We start from the raw sequence: 16,130 nt of genomic DNA, 5'->3' as shown, positions 1-16,130 counted from the left end.
CCATGAGCAAGAAATTCATGCCGCTGGTCGCCCTGGCGGCCCTTACGGCTGCGCGCCCGTCCGCCGTCATTGGCGCGGTCCGCAACGAAGCCAATCCCGGGAAGATCGAAGAGCTGCTGAGGGACGTGAAGAACGAACTCAGCCGCGTCAGCGACGACGTGAAGAAGACCGCCGAGCAGGCGCTCCAGCAGTCGAAAGACACCGGCAGGGCCACCGACGAGGTCAAGGCGAAGGCCGACGAACTACTGGCGACGCAGACCAAGCTCTCGGACGCCCAGCAGAAGCTTAGCGAAAAGCTGGAAGTCCTGGAGACCCGCAATCACGATCTCGAGCAGAAGCTCGCCTCGCGGCGTGGCAGCGGGCAGGACGAGCGCAAGTCGGTCGGCCAGCAGGTCAGCGAAAGCGAAGATCTTAAGATGTTCGTCAAGAACGGTGCGCGGGGCAGCGTCCGCATCGGCATCAATCAGGCGATCACCTCGGCGACCGGTTCGGCTGGCGATCTCATCGCACCGCAGCGGGAAACCGAGATCATTGGCCTGCCGCGCCGGCAGATGACGATCCGCAACCTGATCCCGGCAGGCCGGACCAGCTCCAATCTGATCGAATACGTGAAGATGATCACGCGCACCAACAACGCGCGGGTCGTGTCGGAAGGCGCGCAGAAGCCGGAATTGAACTATGTCTATGAGAAGGACGATGCACCGGTCCGCACCATCGCTCACTGGGTGCATGTGTCCCGTCAGGCCATGGATGATGCGGCGCAACTCCAGACCGAGGTGGACGGGGAACTCCGTTACGGCCTCGACTTTGCCGAGGAGCTGGAGATCCTGAAGGGCGACGGAACCGGTCAGCATCTCGAAGGACTGGTCCCTGCCGCCACTGCCTATTCCGCGCCGTTTGCGGTATCGGGCGAGACGATGATCGACACGCTGCGCCTGGCGCTTCTGCAGGCTTCGCTTGCTGAGTATCCGGCCGACGGCCTCGTCCTTCACCCGAGCGACTGGACGCGGATCGAACTCCTGAAGGATGGCGAGAACCGCTATCTTTGGGCCAATCCCCGCGGCACCAATGCACCGGGGCTCTGGGGCCGCGCTGTTCTCGAAACCCAGGCGATGGACGAGGACGAATTCCTCGTCGGCGCGTTCCGCATGGCCGCAACCATCTATGACCGGATGGACGCGGAAGTCCTGGTCTCCTCCGAGGACCGCGACAACTTCATCAAGAACATGCTGACGGTCCGCGCCGAGAAGCGTCTGGCGCTCGCAGTCAAGCGTCCCGGCGCCCTGGTGACCGGTGACTTCGGCAACGTGTCCGGCTGATCCAGCTCGGCTCTCAACAGCGGGCGGCAAAGGCCGCCCGCTTCATAGCCCGAAGGAGGCAGACATGCGGATCAAGGCATTGCGCGGCGCTCACGGCGATTATGGCAATGTACGGCGCGGTGCAATCATCGATGTCGATGACCGTCGCGCGCAACAGCTCGTCAAACGGGGGCTCTTCGTGCCGGTGCAGGATGCAGCGGAGGCCGCCAATACGGCATCCCCGCGCCCTTCGAAGGTGCGCCGCACTGGTGGCAATACTGGCGCGGCGAAACCATCGTCATCGTCGCCGGCGGGCCAAGCGCCAGAGACCAGCCGCTCGACGCGCTCAAAGGACGAGCTCGCTTCATAGCGATCAACAATTCCTGGCGGCTCGCGCCATGGGCAGACGTGTTTTATGCCTGTGACCTTGCGTGGTGGCAGCGCTACAGGTCTGATCTCGACGATATGCCTGGCCTGCGTCTGTCCGTCGACAAGGTGGCCTGCCGCAATTCGTGGAGCGTCCATCAGGTCGGCCTCAACAAGAATGACGACCGCCTCGAACTGGTCAAGTTCGGGACGGTCGGTTGGGGCGGGAACAGCGGGTTCCATGCCTTGAACCTTGCGGTTCAGTTCCTGTCGGGAGCCGGCAAGATCATCCTGGTCGGATACGACATGACGGTTGCCAACGGCCTTCATTGGCACGGGGCCCACCCGAAAGGGATGAACAACCCGCAAGCCGGAAATGTCGAAAGGTGGCGTCGCTGCATCGATCATGCGGCGGAGACAATCTCTGCACTCGGCATCACGGTCATCAACGCCAGCCCGGATTCCGCGCTGGGAAACTATCCGAAAATGGGTCTCCTGGAGGCTATGGCATATGACGCTGATCTCGCTTGAGCTCGCGAAGAAACATCTGATCGTCGATTTTGACGACGACGATCATCTGATCGAGGGCTATATCGCCGCCTCGTCTTCCTTCGTCCAGGAATACCTCAACCGGACATATACCGCGCAGAGCGGGTCCGAAGGCGCGACCGATGCGCCGGCACCTGTGGTAACGGCGGTCCTGATCCTCGTTGCGACGCTCTACCGCGACAGGACGGAGCAGCATGTCAACGCAACGCCGATGGTGCTTCCATCGACGGTCAGGATGCTGCTCGCTCCCTATCGGGATTTCTGCCCTGTGAGCGAAGGTGCCAGCGAGGGAAGCTGGACGTGATCACCGTCTTCTGTGTCCTGCGATCCGGTGGTGACTATCGGCCGGAGCATGTCAGGCGCCTGCAGATGCAGGTCAAGCTCCATCTCGGCGGCGCCGAATTCCGCTGCCTGTCCGATGTGGATGTTCCGGACGTGCAGACCTTGCCGCTCAAGCACGGCTGGCCCGGCTGGTGGTCGAAAATGGAGATGTTCAATCCTTCGATCAAAGGGTGGATGCTCTATCTCGACCTAGACAGCTCGGTCATCGGGGATCTGGGCGACATCGCCTCAGTCGAGGGGCTTACGATCATGCGGGACGTCTATCGGCCCGACGGGCTCCAGTCGTCGATCATGGTCCTGCCTCAGCATGTGCGTCATCAGGTGTGGCGCCAGTGGATCGAACGGCCCGCCCACTGGATGCATGTTTACCGGCGCGGCGGCGACCAGGCATTCCTGGAGCGGTTCTGGCTGGATAGGGCGAACAGGTTTCAGGATGTGCTTCCGGGGCAGATCGTCTCCTACAAGGCAAATATCCGAAAAGCGACGAACAGCAGAGAAAACGGCGACGGTACGATCCCCGAAGGCGCCCGCGTGGTGATCTTCCATGGAAAACCGCGCCCCTGGGATATTGGGTGGTGAAGATGAAGCCTTTCGAACAGCGCGGATCGGCGATCATACAGAGGCTGCCGAAGAACGCAGCCGTGGCGGAGGTCGGCGTCCTGCTCGGCGTCCTGTCGGAGTTCCTGCTTCGCCAGCGCAAGGATGTCACGCTGCTGATGGTCGACAGCTGGCAGACGGCGGACAAGCAGCCTGACTGCTACAAGGCCACGCGAGACGATCACGCGCTGCATACTGATCCAAAGCGGGTGCGCTCACACCGTGAACAGGCGGAGAACCGGGCCCGGCATTTTCCCGGGCGGGCGAATATCATGGCCATGACCTCGATCGAGGCCGCTGCCCTTGTCCCGGACGCCTCGCTCGACCTGGTCTTCCTCGACGCAGACCATTCGCGTGAAGGCGTCACGGCCGATATCGCGGCGTGGTTTCCGAAGGTGAAGGCGGGAGGATGGATCGGTGGCCATGACTACAAGAATTCCGATCCGCGCTTCCGCTTCGGCGTGACCGAGGCGGTCGACGAATGGGCGAGGGCCACCGGCCGGACAGTGGAGACGGATGCCAATTTCACATGGTTTTCGAAGGTGTGACGATGGCTGATCGTGGCTTCGGACACATGATCGAGAAGGTTGCCTTTGACGAGCGGGCGCTTGTCTCGGACGGTCATGGCAATGAGGAATCGGACTTTGTCGAGGCCTTCCAGTGCCGCGCCGGGTTTACCTTTCTCAGGGGCGGCGAGGCGGTCATTGCGGGGCGGCTGGAAGGTCGCCAGCCGATCGTCGTGCGCGTTCGATCAAACAGCCGGACGCGGCAGATTGCGGCAGACTGGCGAATGCGGAACCTGCGCGAAGGACAATGGGACGGTCCGTTCGGTGCTGACTATTGGAACGGTCCCCGCTACGCCGTCCTTTCCATCGCCCCGACGGAAGACCGCCAGTTTCTTGACGTTCTTGTTCAGAGCGGTAGCGCGCCATGACGATCGAGGGACTGGATCGCCTGCGGCGGAAGCTCACGAAGATCTTACCGGAGGCGGCAAAGGCGCATATCCGTGAAGCGCTCGAGCAATCGGCCAATCAGACGGTAGCCGCCATGAAGAGCCTTGCCCCTGTCGACGACGGGGATCTTCAGATGTCGATTTCGTGGACGTGGGGGGATGCGCCGAAGGGTGCCCTTGCCATTGCGACCAGCAAGGCAAAGGCCGGAGACATGCACATCACGATCTTTGCCGGCGGAGGCGATGCCTACTATGCGCGGTTCGTCGAGTTTGGAACGGCGCCCCACAAGAACAAGGGCAAATTCGCAGGTTCGCAACATCCCGGCACGGCTGCCCAACCATTTTTCTATCCTGGCTGGCGCCTGGTCAGCAGGCGGGTGAAGGGTCGCGTTACGCGGGCAGTCAACAAGGCGGCTAGGGAAGCGGCAAGATCATGAGCGTTGGTCAGGAACTCTGGAATGCAATCCGCACGGCGCTGCTGGCCGACAGTGCGGTCATGGCGGGGATTGATGCCGTCTATGACAAGGTGCCGGCCGATCCCTGGCGCGCGAAGAATGCGCATATGAGCCGGGGTCCGTTGTACGGCACACCAGATGATGCCGAGTGCATCGACGGGCAGGAAATCACGATCCAGCTCGACATATGGTCGCGAAAGCCGAACCGCTGGACAATGGACGATCAGATCGCCGCAGTCCGCAGCGCATTGCACGAACAGGAACTGGAGCTGACCGATAGCGCCCTGGTGAGCCTTCGGCTGACGCTGTGGCGGATTCTCGACGATCCGGATCCGCTGACAGTGCACGGTGTCATGCAGTTCACCGCGTTGGTCGAAACACCGGAGGGCACCTGATGGCCTGGATGCTTGTCTTTTCCGAGGGCAACTATCGGCGACCACGGTCGAAGTTTTCCTTCAACTTCAAACCCAGCCCCGTGCCGCAATCGTGGCCGCAGGACGTGGTGGAATATGCCGTCTCGAAAGGGAAGGCCGAACGTGTCGATCCTCCGAAGAGGAAGACGGGCGCAAGGAAAAGCGCAAGCCGGGCGGAATAGCCCAATCACCTGAAGCCGGGTCAAGGCCCAATTGTCAGCTGGATGTTTCCGGCTCGTTTTCACATGGAGAGAAGAGATGGCGCGCGCAGGTTCTGCGAATTTTCACGAGATGGTGCTGGAAGTCGAAACCGACGTTCCCGGCACCTATGCCAAGATCTGCGGATTGACCGGGCGAGGTGTCAACCGCAGCTCCAACATGAGCACGTCCGAAGTGCCGGATTGTGACGACGAGAGCCTTCCGGCCGCTGTGGAAACTGCTGTTCAGTCCCAACAGGTCGGAGTTTCCGGCACGGGCGTATGGGCAAGCCAGAGCCACGGCATGATGCTTGACTGGTGGTATTCCGGCGCAACGAAGAACATTCGTATCGGCCATCTCAAGGCTGATGCCGGTGACACAGAGTATGAGAGTGGGCCGGCCTATCTGGTCAACCTGAACAATAGCGCCGAACGTGGCTCGAAGGTGACCGCCGAGATCGAAATCCAGTTCGATGGCCTGCCGACCCGTACGGCGGCTGCGAGCGGCACCTGATGCGCGCAGTCGATATCACCTGGGCAGGGGGGGAGCATGCCTTCCTACTGACGATCGACCTTCTGCGAGCGCTGCAAGGCAAGTGCGATGCCGGCCCGCAGTTTATCCTTGAGCGCCTGTCGACCCGCCGGTGGCTTATCGAGGACGTGATCGAGACCATCCGGCTCGGTCTTGAAGGGGGAGGGACGTCGAAGGAGGTTGCCCGCAAGCTCGTGCAGAAACACGTCGAGGACAGACCACTGACGGAATTTGTCATGACGGCCCAGGCCATCCTGCTCGCGACCCTTTTCGGAAGCGAGGACGATCCGCCGGGGGAGGGGAAAGCGGGGGCAGCGAGCCAGAGCGCAACCCGCTCCCGCGCGGAAAGTGGCGATTTGCAAGCTTCTACCGGTGGGCCGGTGTTGTCCCCAGAGACATCGGATCGATGACGATCTGGGAATTCGCCTGCATGACCGAAGGGTTCGGCGAGGCCAATCGCAGCAAGGATTCAGCGCCGGAAATGAGCGCAGATCGGCTCTCTGATCTTGGGATTGAAGGTTTCTGATGGCAACTGAAGTAGAACGATTGATCGTTTCCCTGGAGGCCAGAACCAAGGCTTTCGAGAATGCGCTCAACAAGGCCAACGGCGTTGCCAACCGCCAGGCCAACTCGATCGAGAAGCGTTTCAAGACGATGAACAAGGGGCTCTCCTCGTCCTTTGTTGGCCTCGGTCGCGGTATCGCAGCCGCGATCGGCGGAAGCTATATATTGAGGGAAGTTGGGCGTCTGTCGGAGGCGGCTACCCGCATCGATAATGCGCTGAAAGTGGCGGGGCTTTCCGGCAAGGAACTGGAGGACGTCTATTCCGCGCTCTCCGATGCGGCGAAACGGAACGGCGCTCCGATCGAGAGCCTGGTGCAGCTCTATGGTCGCGTGGCCACGGTGCAAAAGGAACTCGGCGTTTCGACCGAGGAACTGTTGGGCTTCACCAATAATGTGGCTCTCGCCCTAAGGGTTGCAGGCACGGACGCGCAACAGGCGAGCGGTGCGCTCCTCCAGCTGAGCCAGGCGCTCGGTGGCGGTGTCGTCCGGGCGGAAGAGTTCAACTCGCTGCTGGAGGGCGCGCTTCCGATCGTACAGGCGGCTGCTGCCGGACTGGAGGAGGCTGGTGGGTCTGTCGCAAAACTCAGAACGCTGGTAACCGATGGAAAGATTTCGTCGGAGGCCTTCTTCCGTGCCTTCGAAGCGGGCTCCGTGATCCTGGAGAAGCGGGCAGCGAACGCGACGCTGACCGTGTCGCAGGCAACGAACAATCTCTATACGTCGCTGATCGACGCGGTGCGCGAATTCAACAATGCGACCGGAGCCGGCGAGAACTTTGCCAGAGCCATTGATGGCGTCGCCTCTTCGCTTGCGGATGTGGATGTTGCCGGTTTCATCGAGAAAATCCAGTCTGCCAAAGCAGAGTTCGAGAGCTTCCTTCAAAGTCTCGGCAATGCGCAGGTGTTCAAGGATCTGAACGCGGCCATGGGCATGACGGATGAGGAGGGTACGCTTCTCAATCCGGATGTCAGCGCAGCACAGGAGAAGATAGCCACGCTCGAGAGGGAGCTGGAGGTCTTGAAACCGATCGTCGAGGAAGACACGGCGCTCGGTCTGGACACTTCCGATGCATTGACCCGTGTAGCGGAGGTGCGCAGCGAGATTGCCGCACTTCGGGCCGAGCTTGCCGGGCTTTCGCCGACAATCAGCGGCTACAAGGTCGTACCCGGTTCCGGGCTCGTCGCCGTGCCCGACACCGGCGGCGGCACCAACGGCCTGATGGGGGGGCCATCGACGCGGGGCGGCGCACGTCGGCCCGTGGCCGTTGAGACTGTTTCAATCGATGACTTCGACTCGCCTTCCGGGAAGAAGAAGGGCGGCAAGTCCGGAGGCAAACCGAAGCAAAGCGAATATGCGCGAGAAATCGAACAGATCCGCGAGCGCACCGCCGCCATTCAGGCCGAGACAGCGGCGATGGCCGGCCTCAATCCGTTGATCGATGATTTCGGCTATTCACTTGAGTTCGCCAGGGCCAAACAGGAGTTGCTCACGGCGGCACAGAAATCAGGCGTCGCGATTACACCCGATGTCGAGGCCAGTATCGATGCCATGGCGGCCGGCTATGCCGAGGCAAATGCCGCGGCCGACAAACTGGCGGAGACGCAGGACAAGCTACGCAAGCGCGCGGAGTTCTTTGCCGATACGGCCTATGATGCGTTTTCGGAGCTCATTCCGCAAATCGAGACGGGAAATGAAGCGCTCGACAAGTTCGTCAACACGCTGATCGAGGCTGTGGCACAGGCCGCCTTGCTGGGTAAGGGGCCGCTGGCAGGCATCGGCGGCGGTGGCGGGATACTCGGCGGGATCATCGGAGCGATCTTTCCCTTTGCCAAGGGCGGCATTGCGGCGAACGGTCGGCCGCTCAAACAGTTTGCCGGCGGCGGCATTTCCCGGACGGCGGCAATATTTGGCGAAGCCGGGCCAGAGGCGGCAGTGCCACTTCCGGATGGTCGGCGCATTCCTGTCGACCTGCGGATTCCCGAAAGGGCCGGGCGGGATGCAAGCGAGTTCCATGTGACCTTCGGCGTTTCGGCCGACAACAACGGCAACTTGAAACCCTTCGTCGAAGACGTGGCACGGCGCGAATCCGGTGCTGCGGTCCGGTCTGGAATTGGCTCCTATGACAAGGGTCTGCCCGGCCGCTTCAGCGAGATCATGGAGAGAAACGGGTGAGTGTTCTGCTCGATTTTCCGCTGAAAACCCTGCGACCCGGTTCGATCGCCCTTTTCCCGGATTACAACACGCGACCGGGTCATGAGGCAACGAACGGAATGCGGCGCTCGCTTGGAATGTCCGGATCGCAATTCCGGCTCGTTCTCGGCGATATCGTCATGCACAGCCGTGTCGACCGGATCAGGACGCTCCGCGCCCTGATTGCCAACATGGAGAGTGATCGGTGCCTGATCCGGATACGCATTCCCGATCTCCACGGGATTGATGGGCCTTGGTCGGTCGCGACGAAAGCAGGACGCCTGGCCAATCCCGATGGCATACCGTTTGCGACGGACGTGATGTATGCGACAGGCGTCGGCCATGCGGTGCCTACCCTGGAAGCCTATTTCGCCGCTTCCGCCACCATGGGCGAGACGGAAGTCTATCTGAGTGGCGTCACCGATCTACCTGCGGGTTGTGCAATCTCGATTGACGAGTTCTGCTACATGATCGCCGGTTCATGGACCGAAGACGGGCTCAACCGCATCAAGCTTTCTCCTCCGCTGAGAAAAGCGGCAGGGGCGGGTGACGTGGTTTCTCTCGCCCCAATATTCGTCGGACATTGCGTGACCAGTGCGCCGGGATGCGAGGCATTGAGATTCGGCAAGTTCGGATCGCACAGTCTCGAATTCGTCGAGGATCTGACGCGGTTGGTGGAGGTCGTCGCCTGATGTTGTCGGAGACGATGAAACGCGTGGCGCGGGGGCATCGGGTGCACTGTGTCGTGCTGGCCGAGCTGCAGTATCTGTCGGGCACCATGTATATCCACAACGAGGGCGGGGTGCTGCGGTCGCGGGGGTTCGACGGAGAGATCGAGGCGATCGAATGGAAGGGGTTGCAGGGGCTCGCGACCGTTTCCGGTCTCGGGGCTTCGAAGATCGGGGCGTCGCGGCAGGTCACGGCCACGCTCAACATGGAAGACGCGCAGATCAAGGAATGGTTTTTCGAGGCAGGGCAACGCGAGATCAGCGGGCGGCGCTTCCGCTTCTGGCGGCAGTTCTACGACGGCGACCTCAATCCGCTCGATCCGCGTGAACATCTCTATACGGGCATTGGCGACACGCTGCGCATGAGCAAGAGCGGACCGCGATCACGCCAGATCGTGCTGAAGCTGGAAGACCGCCTCGTGCGTCGCCGCCGATCGGCAAACATGATGTTGACCCATTCCGACCAGCAGCAGCGCGATCCGGGAAACACCGGGTTCATCTATGTGCAGAAAATGGTCGACCAGACGCTCAACCTGTTCGATGCGCGAAACTGACCTTCTCGATCGCTATCTCGCCGACGAGCGCTCGCAGCCGTTCGAGTGGTCGAGCCAGGCGAACGGTGACTGCCTGCTCTTCCTGATGGGCTGGGGCGAACGGCTTGGCCTTCATCCGACGATCCGCTGGCGCGGCGCCTATGCCTGCGAGACGGGCGCGCGCCTGGCGCTGCATCGATTCGGCGGGGAAGTCGCCGCCATTACCGACGTGCTTGGACCGCCACGCATGGGGAGCCTGCCCCGGCGCGGCGACGTGGGTCTGATCCACCTTCGAGCCCGTACCTTCGGGGTCATCTGCACCGGCCATATGTGGGCCTTTCGCGCCATCGAAGGCGGCGTCGGCTATTGCCGGCTGCCTGTCGACTATTGCTGGGATACGAGGTTTTCATCTTGAAGCCGAATTTCAACTGGGACGGCCAGAACGTCGGTCCGCGCCGCATGCGCGATCCGTTCTCGATCGGCGCACTGCTGCTCAGCATTGCGCCCAGCCTTTCGGTCGGGGTTGCCAGCGCGCTCGGTATCGGGCTGACGACATTGGCGACCGGCGTCGGCTATCTGGTGTTGGCGGGTGCTGCCTTTGCGCTCAATGCATTCAGTCGCAAGCAGCCCGCCTCGGCAAAGCCGTCGGACGTGCAATCCAACATCCGGCAGGAGATTTCATCGCGGCGGCGCATCTACGGCCGATATCTCACCGGCTCGGTGATCGTGTTCGGCTTTCGGCGCGGCGAGAAGAGCTATCTGCTGCACTATATCTGCGAGGGGCCCATTCAGGGTTTCGTCTCGTTCCGTCTCGACAAAAAGCCGGTGACGCTGGACGCAAACGGTTTTGTCCAGGAGGCCCAATATATCGTCGGGGGCCGGTCGCGGGTGCAGATCCTGACCAAGCTCGGCACGATGGGCGACGGGCCATTCGACGAACTGATCGCGGCCTTTCCGGAACTCAATACGCCGCTCACGCCCTTTCGCCACCGCGGCTGCGCCATGGCGCTGCAGATCGTCGAGCAGGTGCCGCAGAAGAAGCTGCAGGATGTCTATCCGAACAATATGCCGAGCCTGCAGTTCGTGATCGACGGGGCGAAGGAGATCTACGATCCGCGGACAGAGGCCGAGGCCTTCACGGGCAATGCCGGGCTTTGCCTGCTGAACGAGATCATGGATGTCTATGGCCTGACCTCGGCGAGCAGCGACGAGATCGACTTCGAAGCGATTGCCGATTTTGCCGATTATTGCGACGGGGCTGTCGCGCTGAAATCAGGCGGCACGGAAAAGCGCTGGCGCTGCGCCGGGCCGATCGATCTTTCTGCCGAGAACGAAGCGCGCATCCAGGCCATTTCCAGCATCTGCAATGCCGATGTGTTCATCGACAGGATGGGCCGGTTCTCGGTCAGGCCAAAGCTCCGATCGACGCCGGGCATCGCGCTTCGGGCACGGAACGGTGATCATCTCAGCCTGCAGATCGAGGGCGGGCGTCCGCTGCAGAAGCGGGCAAACACGGCCAAGATTACCTATGTCGATCCGGCGCTCAACTACAAGGCCAATGAGGTGCGCTGGCAGGATGCGGCGCTGCTCGAGGAAGACGGCGCCGAATATGTCTTGCCGGTCGGCGCCACGCTCTGCCCGTCTCCGACGCAGGCGCAGCGGATCGGCAAATTGTCGCTGGCGGAGGTCAATCCGGATTTCATCGGCTCGCTGACCTCGGGCCCGCAGGCGCTGGACCTGATGGAAGACTATGTCTTCACGCTGGACCTTTCGCCGGAGGACAGCTTCGAGCGGGTGGCCTGCGCGACCGAGGTGATCGAATATGACCAGCAGGCGATGACGGTCTCGACCTCGTTCGTGATCTTCCGCGAGGGCGCCGACAGCTGGAATGCCACGGTGGACGAGCAGGACGAGGTCGTCGTTCCGCTGGAGCTGCCGGCCAATGTCAACGATGTCTCGCTCAATGTGATCGTTACCGTCGAGCTGCAGAACAATTCCGCGCCGGTGCTGAAGTTTTCATGGACGGCGGCCGGGGCGGCGACACTGCCTGACAGCTACGGGCAGGAGGTCGAGGTATCGCCGGCGGATGCCGAGGACTGGGCCGCCGCCAACGTCAACCAGGACAATAATACAGCCGTGTTCGGGCCGGTCGCCGATGGTGGTGCCTATGACTGGCGCATCCGCAACCGGTCATCGGGCAAGACCTTCGACTGGCAGGTCTCGACCGTGCCGGTCACGGTCGTGGTCGACACGGTGGCGCCGCTTTCCCTGTTGTCCTTTTCGGCCACCGACGGGACAGGGCAGTTCACTGCGAACTTCGGAACGCGCAACGACAGCCATCTGGCAACGGTTGCGATCTATCGGGTGCCGGCCGGCGGGACACTGGACGCCGGTGCGCATGAGGTCGGGCGCTATGCGGTGGCGCCGGGCATTTCCTATGCGCTGCCGATGATCTCGACGGCGGGCAGCTTCGACATCTACGCGCGTCCTTTCAATATTTCGAGCATTGCGGGTCCGCTTGCCGGGCCTGACGGCGCAACCGTTTCCTAAAAATCGCTGGAGATCATCATGGGTCTGATCAAAACGCTCGGGCGTTACGCCTGGCGCAAATTCGCTTTGGACGGGGTTTCGTCGTCGGGTTTTCACAAGCCGACGCATGCCGACATTTTCGCCTTCATCGACAAGGTGGACGAGGTGACGGCGGCGCTTTCAGCTGCGGGGAGCCTCAAGGGCGAATGGGACGCATCGTCGGGGGTGTTCCCGGGCGGGGGCGTCACGGCCAAGGGAGACACATGGCTGGTGACGACGGCGGGCATGACGGGCGGGCGGTTTTTTGCCAAGGGCGACCGGATCGTCGCCCTGGTCGTGAATGCCTCGACGAGCGTGTTTGGCGCAAACTGGGGCGTGATTCCGGCCAATGCGCGCACGGTGGTTGCCGGGGTGGACGAAGGGGCGGGGACGGCGAATGCGATCCAGGTGACGACCGAAGATGCGGTGACGGACGGCACGGTGGTGCTGTTCTCGCTGTTTCGGGCGACGGTGCCGGGAATCGTGAGCATATCCATCAATGGCGGGGTGGCGCTCGCGCTCAAGACGCCGCGCAACACGAATGCTTCGGGGCTCTCTGCCGGTCAAGAGGTTTGGTTCCGGGTGCGCTCATCGGACAACACCGCGCGGATGATCAGCGACCAGGATGTATCGGCGCTTGTTGCCCAGGCCGAGGCTGTGCTGGAGGAATTCCAGGCGCATTATCTCGGCCGATTCGTCTCCAATCCGACGACGGATGGCAACGGAAATTCGATCATCGAAGGCGCGTTCTACTGGAATACGACTTCCAATGTTTTTCGCTATTGGGACGGCGATAGTTGGGAGACGTTCCCATTCGCGACGGTTGCCGATGGTGCCATCACGAACGCCAAGCTGGCGGATGTTCCCACCGCTACCTTCATGGGCCGTACGACGCCTGGCACTGGGCCAGTGGAAAACAACACGCCGGAGCAAGTACGGAATGCAATAGACCCGGCGCTCGAGAGAAATTCCGGCTTTGTTTCCGATGGCTGGCTCAACGTGGCCGTTAACACTATAAACAAGCAAATCATGAGCCGCACGGCTCATGTGGCGAAAACTGCGTTGTCGTCCCTACAGGTAATTTTTGCCAACTGGTGGGTTGACCCCTCTGGTTATGTGGAGGCCGGTATCGGCGGATCTGCGACAATTACAGCGTCGATTGAGTACCCCATAGGCGTGTTTACGCAGGCAACATTCTCGGCTTCTGCCTCTACTGTGGTAGCTAATGGCGACCAGGTAACAACGGATGCGATCGCGGTTGACATTCCCGAGGGGGCGACATTTTGGGTGCGCTCGTTCTACGACAATCCGGCTGGCATCATTTTCCGAGGGCAGCTCGACCAGACCAATTATGGCTATGCGGAATATGGCGTCTCCGGCATTGCCGACAAGACGATGGGCGGCACGATTGTTTCATCCGGTGCATCCGCGTACATGCCGCTTGCTATTATCGGGCAGACCGACAAGCCGTCCGTCGCGCTCATTGGTGACAGCCGCACAGCTGGTACTGGCGACACGATGGACGAGACTGTCTTTGTCGGAAACCTTCATCGTTCTGTCGGAGAATATGCGGGGTGCAGCGTGCTTGCTCGCGGCGGGGATCGCGCGGACAAGTTCGTTGCTTCTCACGCCAAGCGGATCGCTTTGGTTAACTCATACGCCGACACCGTAGTCATCGCGACGGGCATCAATGACCTAACGGCGGGCCGCTCTGCGGCGCAACTCCAGGCAGACATTGAGACGATGATCGGCTATTTTCCGACCAAGCGCGTCTTCGCATGCACCATCGAGCCAGTCTCCGACAGTACGGATGGATACATCACAATCGCCAACCAGACGCCGCGCGCGGCTGCAAACAATGCTGGTCGAAATACGTACAACGCAGCGGTGCGGGCAGGGTTGAGCGGTGCGGCTGGATACTTTGAGCTTGCCGATGCTGTCGAATACCGGAGGACTGGAGTTTGGAAAGTAACATACGGCACGCCACACACGGCAGACGGCGCTCACGCGACAAAGTTCGGGTATGAGCTTCCAGCGAGACTCTGGCGCGGTAAACCAATTCAGGATTGAGAAATCGCTTCTTCGCAGGCGTATTGCTTCGGTCGGCGCGGCACGTCGCGCCAGGGCGCATGAAGGGCTGATGACGCCATTTCTCGTTCGCCAAACCATCCGCCACATGTCGGATATTGGCGAGTGGACGCCAATATCAGAGGGGCTAACGTCAGCCGGAGCGGGAACGTATTCGGTCCAGAGCGGGACGTATCGGCTGTTTGGTGATGTCTGCTTTGTCAATTTCGATGTTTTCTGGACTGCGCATTCCGGCACTGGAGGAATTGTCATCAAAGGTTTGCCGTTTGCGCCATCAAAAGTCTCCCCTATTGATGTTGTCGCAGGCAGCCTGACATTCTCTGGGCAGCTTTCGGCCTATGCGTCGACGCTCAACAGGATTGACCTGTGGTCGCAGGCAACAGGCGCCCCACTTGCTGCTGTCCCTATGGATACGGCGGCTCGTATTTGGGGGAACGGTTGGTACTTCATCGACATCTACAACGCGAACCGCGTGCCATAATTTTAATGGTCCGAATGAGATGACTTGTCATTTTCTTCCATCCACCTCTGGAACGTCGCGACCATCATGGCGTTAACGACGCGTTCATGGGTGAACCCGGAATTTATTGCCTCGCCCATAATTTTTTCGATCAATGGTGCGAGGAACTCCTCGCACTGTTCAGGCCCCAACTCAGATTTAGATGACATATCTCCACCTCGCACTGAGACGTCTAAAATTGAATGGTGTTCTTGCCGGCATGACGATCACCAACACCGCCGGCCGCCTCATACCCTTTCATGGATTGTCTCTTTCCTGTCAAGCGGATGGCTAGTTGCTGATGCGTCGGAACGCACCCTATGTACTCATATGAATAACCAGTCATCTCGATGAATTCCTTGAAGGCTTTCACCTCGTGATCCTGCCATCCTGGGTAATTGAAATACTCGTCAAAAACGATCACGCAATCATCCGCTATGTGTTCAATGAGGGTATCGAAAATTGTCTTGGTCGAAGAATACAGATCGCAGTCAATGTGGAGAAAGTTCGTTTTTTTTCCATTGAGGCGTTCAGAAGTGAATCTGGGTAGAGTTTGGTCGAACCATCCCTTTACTAGTTCGACATTCTGCCGCACCTCGGGAAGAGTAGGTACAGAAAACGTCCCCTTCTTGAAATTGCCGCGCCAGTCTTCCGGCAACCCCTCAAAAGAGTCGAAGCCGTAGACCTTGGTGCCAATTCCAATAGAATTGGCGATCAGGTTTATCGATCGACCGCTGAAAACGCCGAATTCCATTGGGGTATCGACACGACCATTGAGTAGCCCGATGGAATGAACAATGAGCTTGCCTTTGTCCTCGAAGATAGGCTTTCCGTAGAGGTGGGCATTGAAGTACGTTGCGGAGGAAAGGGCGCCTTCCAGCTTCGATTGATATCGCAAGTCGGTCATCGAACGTTTCAGATCGGTGATCTGTTGCTGACTTTGCAATACATCTGCCTTGAGGCTCAGAATGCTAGCAGAGAGCGCCTCTATTTCAGTTTTATTGGGTAGGATTCTTAGTATTGCTGCCACGGCCTCTGCAACCGCGTCCGTACTCTGCGCCGGCGGTTCGCCTTGATCATTCAGTTTCGTCGGCTTTAGCTCTGAAGAAGCGCTGACCATGTATCCTCCCCGGTCGGCTATTAACTCGTCGGGTACCAAATCAAACGGGCGGCCCGTTGTCGAGTGCCCCAGTTCAAAAAGTAATTACTGTCAATCAGCCGTTCTCCGCAACCACCACCAACATTACCAGGAGACCACC

19 protein-coding genes are annotated in these 16,130 nt (G+C 60.4%); 18 read left to right on the top strand and 1 reads right to left on the bottom strand.

Annotation, left to right across the window (positions count from 1 at the left end; all coding sequences use genetic code 11):
• Nucleotides 1-2: 2 nt before the first annotated feature.
• The 18 genes from ACWPVA_RS07505 (at nt 3) to ACWPVA_RS07420 (ending at nt 14,853) form a co-directional block, all read left to right on the top strand.
• A complete protein-coding gene (locus tag ACWPVA_RS07505) occupies nt 3-1,319 on the top strand; it encodes a phage major capsid protein (protein WP_454287091.1) in 1,317 nt (438 codons plus the stop codon).
• 64 nt (nt 1,320-1,383) lie between these two features.
• Nucleotides 1,384-1,668, top strand: a complete 285-nt coding sequence (locus ACWPVA_RS07500; RefSeq protein ID WP_454287090.1) for a hypothetical protein — start codon at nt 1,384-1,386, stop codon at nt 1,666-1,668.
• A 38-nt stretch (nt 1,669-1,706) separates the two neighbouring features.
• Complete coding sequence (locus ACWPVA_RS07495; RefSeq protein ID WP_454287089.1) at nt 1,707-2,195, top strand: hypothetical protein; 489 nt, start codon at nt 1,707-1,709, stop codon at nt 2,193-2,195.
• Nucleotides 2,176-2,517 carry a head-tail connector protein gene (locus ACWPVA_RS07490; RefSeq protein ID WP_454287088.1) on the top strand — a complete coding sequence of 114 codons (342 nt, stop codon included), beginning with the start codon at nt 2,176-2,178 and terminating at the stop codon, nt 2,515-2,517. Before ACWPVA_RS07495 ends, ACWPVA_RS07490 begins: the two co-directional genes overlap by 20 nt.
• Nucleotides 2,514-3,134, top strand: coding sequence for a hypothetical protein (locus ACWPVA_RS07485; protein WP_454287087.1), 621 nt, complete (start codon nt 2,514-2,516; stop codon nt 3,132-3,134). The genes ACWPVA_RS07490 and ACWPVA_RS07485 overlap by 4 nt, the downstream gene beginning before the upstream one ends.
• Before the next feature lie 2 nt (nt 3,135-3,136).
• Nucleotides 3,137-3,700 (top strand): class I SAM-dependent methyltransferase, encoded by a 564-nt coding sequence (locus ACWPVA_RS07480; protein WP_454287086.1) that lies wholly within the window; start codon nt 3,137-3,139, stop codon nt 3,698-3,700.
• Between the two features lie 2 nt (nt 3,701-3,702).
• Nucleotides 3,703-4,086, top strand: coding sequence for a phage head completion protein (locus ACWPVA_RS07475; protein WP_454287085.1), 384 nt, complete (start codon nt 3,703-3,705; stop codon nt 4,084-4,086).
• On the top strand, nt 4,083-4,541 hold the full coding sequence (locus ACWPVA_RS07470) for an HK97-gp10 family putative phage morphogenesis protein (protein ID WP_454287084.1): 459 nt from the start codon (nt 4,083-4,085) through the stop codon (nt 4,539-4,541). Before ACWPVA_RS07475 ends, ACWPVA_RS07470 begins: the two co-directional genes overlap by 4 nt.
• Nucleotides 4,538-4,954: a DUF3168 domain-containing protein gene (locus ACWPVA_RS07465; protein ID WP_454287083.1), complete on the top strand. Its 417-nt coding sequence runs from the start codon at nt 4,538-4,540 to the stop codon at nt 4,952-4,954. The genes ACWPVA_RS07470 and ACWPVA_RS07465 overlap by 4 nt, the downstream gene beginning before the upstream one ends.
• Before the next feature lie 276 nt (nt 4,955-5,230).
• Nucleotides 5,231-5,683 (top strand): phage tail tube protein, encoded by a 453-nt coding sequence (locus ACWPVA_RS07460; RefSeq protein ID WP_454287082.1) that lies wholly within the window; start codon nt 5,231-5,233, stop codon nt 5,681-5,683.
• The gene (locus tag ACWPVA_RS07455) at nt 5,683-6,111 is read left to right on the top strand and encodes a gene transfer agent family protein (RefSeq protein WP_454287081.1); all 429 of its coding nucleotides are present in this window, start codon (nt 5,683-5,685) and stop codon (nt 6,109-6,111) included. Before ACWPVA_RS07460 ends, ACWPVA_RS07455 begins: the two co-directional genes overlap by 1 nt.
• Before the next feature lie 115 nt (nt 6,112-6,226).
• Nucleotides 6,227-8,437, top strand: a complete 2,211-nt coding sequence (locus ACWPVA_RS07450) for a tape measure protein (protein WP_454287080.1) — start codon at nt 6,227-6,229, stop codon at nt 8,435-8,437.
• Nucleotides 8,434-9,147 carry a hypothetical protein gene (locus tag ACWPVA_RS07445; RefSeq protein WP_454287079.1) on the top strand — a complete coding sequence of 238 codons (714 nt, stop codon included), beginning with the start codon at nt 8,434-8,436 and terminating at the stop codon, nt 9,145-9,147. The genes ACWPVA_RS07450 and ACWPVA_RS07445 overlap by 4 nt, the downstream gene beginning before the upstream one ends.
• The gene (locus ACWPVA_RS07440; RefSeq protein ID WP_454287078.1) at nt 9,147-9,737 is read left to right on the top strand and encodes a hypothetical protein; all 591 of its coding nucleotides are present in this window, start codon (nt 9,147-9,149) and stop codon (nt 9,735-9,737) included. Before ACWPVA_RS07445 ends, ACWPVA_RS07440 begins: the two co-directional genes overlap by 1 nt.
• The gene (locus tag ACWPVA_RS07435) at nt 9,724-10,131 is read left to right on the top strand and encodes a DUF6950 family protein (protein WP_454287077.1); all 408 of its coding nucleotides are present in this window, start codon (nt 9,724-9,726) and stop codon (nt 10,129-10,131) included. The genes ACWPVA_RS07440 and ACWPVA_RS07435 overlap by 14 nt, the downstream gene beginning before the upstream one ends.
• Nucleotides 10,128-12,266 carry a hypothetical protein gene (locus ACWPVA_RS07430; protein ID WP_454287076.1) on the top strand — a complete coding sequence of 713 codons (2,139 nt, stop codon included), beginning with the start codon at nt 10,128-10,130 and terminating at the stop codon, nt 12,264-12,266. Before ACWPVA_RS07435 ends, ACWPVA_RS07430 begins: the two co-directional genes overlap by 4 nt.
• A gap of 18 nt (nt 12,267-12,284) precedes the next feature.
• Nucleotides 12,285-14,354 carry an SGNH/GDSL hydrolase family protein gene (locus ACWPVA_RS07425; RefSeq protein ID WP_454287075.1) on the top strand — a complete coding sequence of 690 codons (2,070 nt, stop codon included), beginning with the start codon at nt 12,285-12,287 and terminating at the stop codon, nt 14,352-14,354.
• A gap of 70 nt (nt 14,355-14,424) precedes the next feature.
• A complete protein-coding gene (locus ACWPVA_RS07420) occupies nt 14,425-14,853 on the top strand; it encodes a hypothetical protein (RefSeq protein ID WP_454287074.1) in 429 nt (142 codons plus the stop codon).
• A gap of 211 nt (nt 14,854-15,064) precedes the next feature.
• Here ACWPVA_RS07420 and ACWPVA_RS07415 read toward each other — a convergent pair whose 3' ends face one another.
• Entirely contained in the window at nt 15,065-15,991 is a 927-nt protein-coding gene (locus tag ACWPVA_RS07415; RefSeq protein WP_454287073.1) for a class I SAM-dependent methyltransferase, read from the bottom strand.
• Between the last annotated feature and the right edge of the window lie 139 nt (nt 15,992-16,130).

The organism is Rhizobium arsenicireducens, from assembly GCF_964021225.1.
The sequence above is the reverse complement of the archived record's forward strand: the minus strand, read 5'-3'. Positions and strand labels throughout refer to the sequence as shown.